Raw genomic sequence first — 885 nt, 5'->3', positions numbered from 1 at the left:
CGGCTTCAAACCGGATAACAAAACGGTACCCCTACCGTGTTATCCGGAGTCACCGTATGACCACCAACGAGAAAGTAGCACGTCGCAAACTCAGCCTGCTAGAGCTCGCCAAAGAGCTCAATAACGTCAGCAAAGCCTGCAAGCTCATCGGCTACAGCCGCCAGCAGTTCTACGAAATTCGCCGTAATTACCAGACCTATGGCGCCGAGGGATTGCTCGACAAATTGCCCGGCTGTAAAGGGGCTCATCCCAATCGGGTCGCTCCCGAGATTGAACAGGCCATACTCGATTACTCCCTCACCAGACCAACTCAAGGCCCGCTGCGGGTCGCGCAAGAACTGGCTCTGCAAGGCATCAATGTCAGTGCAGGTGGGTGCGTGGCGTGTGGCAACGGCACGACTTGCTCTCCAAACACGACCGCTTGCTGCGCCTCGAGAAAACTCACCGTGAGCAGACCATTGAGCTCAATGACGAGCAAATTCGCCTGTTAGAGCGATTCAGTCCCGAGTTCCGAGAACGCCAGATTGAGGTTCACTACACCGGAGAACTGGTGGCGGTCGACACCTTCTTCGTCGGCGCGCTCAAGGGGGTTGGCAAGGTGTATCTACAAACCGTGCTGGACTGCTATAGCCGCCACGCCTGGGGACGGCTCTACACCAGCAAGCTGCCGGTGACCTCGGTTCATGTGCTCAATGAAACGGTGCTGCCGTTCTTTGAAGCCCATGAGGCTCGGGTCTATACCATCCTGTCGGATAACGGGCGCGAGTTCTGTGGACGACCTGACCACCATCCCTACGAGCTGTTCCTGCAACTGGAGGGGATTGAGCACCGAACCACCAAGGTGCGCAGGCCACAGAGCAACGGCTTTATCGAGCGGCTACATCG

1 pseudogene is annotated in these 885 nt (G+C 57.2%); it reads left to right on the top strand.

Annotated elements, in window-relative coordinates:
- Positions 1 to 56: 56 nt before the first annotated feature.
- Positions 57 to 885: pseudogene (locus ACB040_RS20740) on the top strand (IS481-like element ISAs19 family transposase); the annotation flags it as partial.

The sequence above is a fragment of the Aeromonas sp. S11(2024) genome, assembly GCF_041402345.1.
Lineage (GTDB): Bacteria > Pseudomonadota > Gammaproteobacteria > Enterobacterales > Aeromonadaceae > Aeromonas > Aeromonas veronii.
Note: the sequence above shows the minus strand (reverse complement) of the source record. Positions and strands in the feature narration are given on the sequence as shown.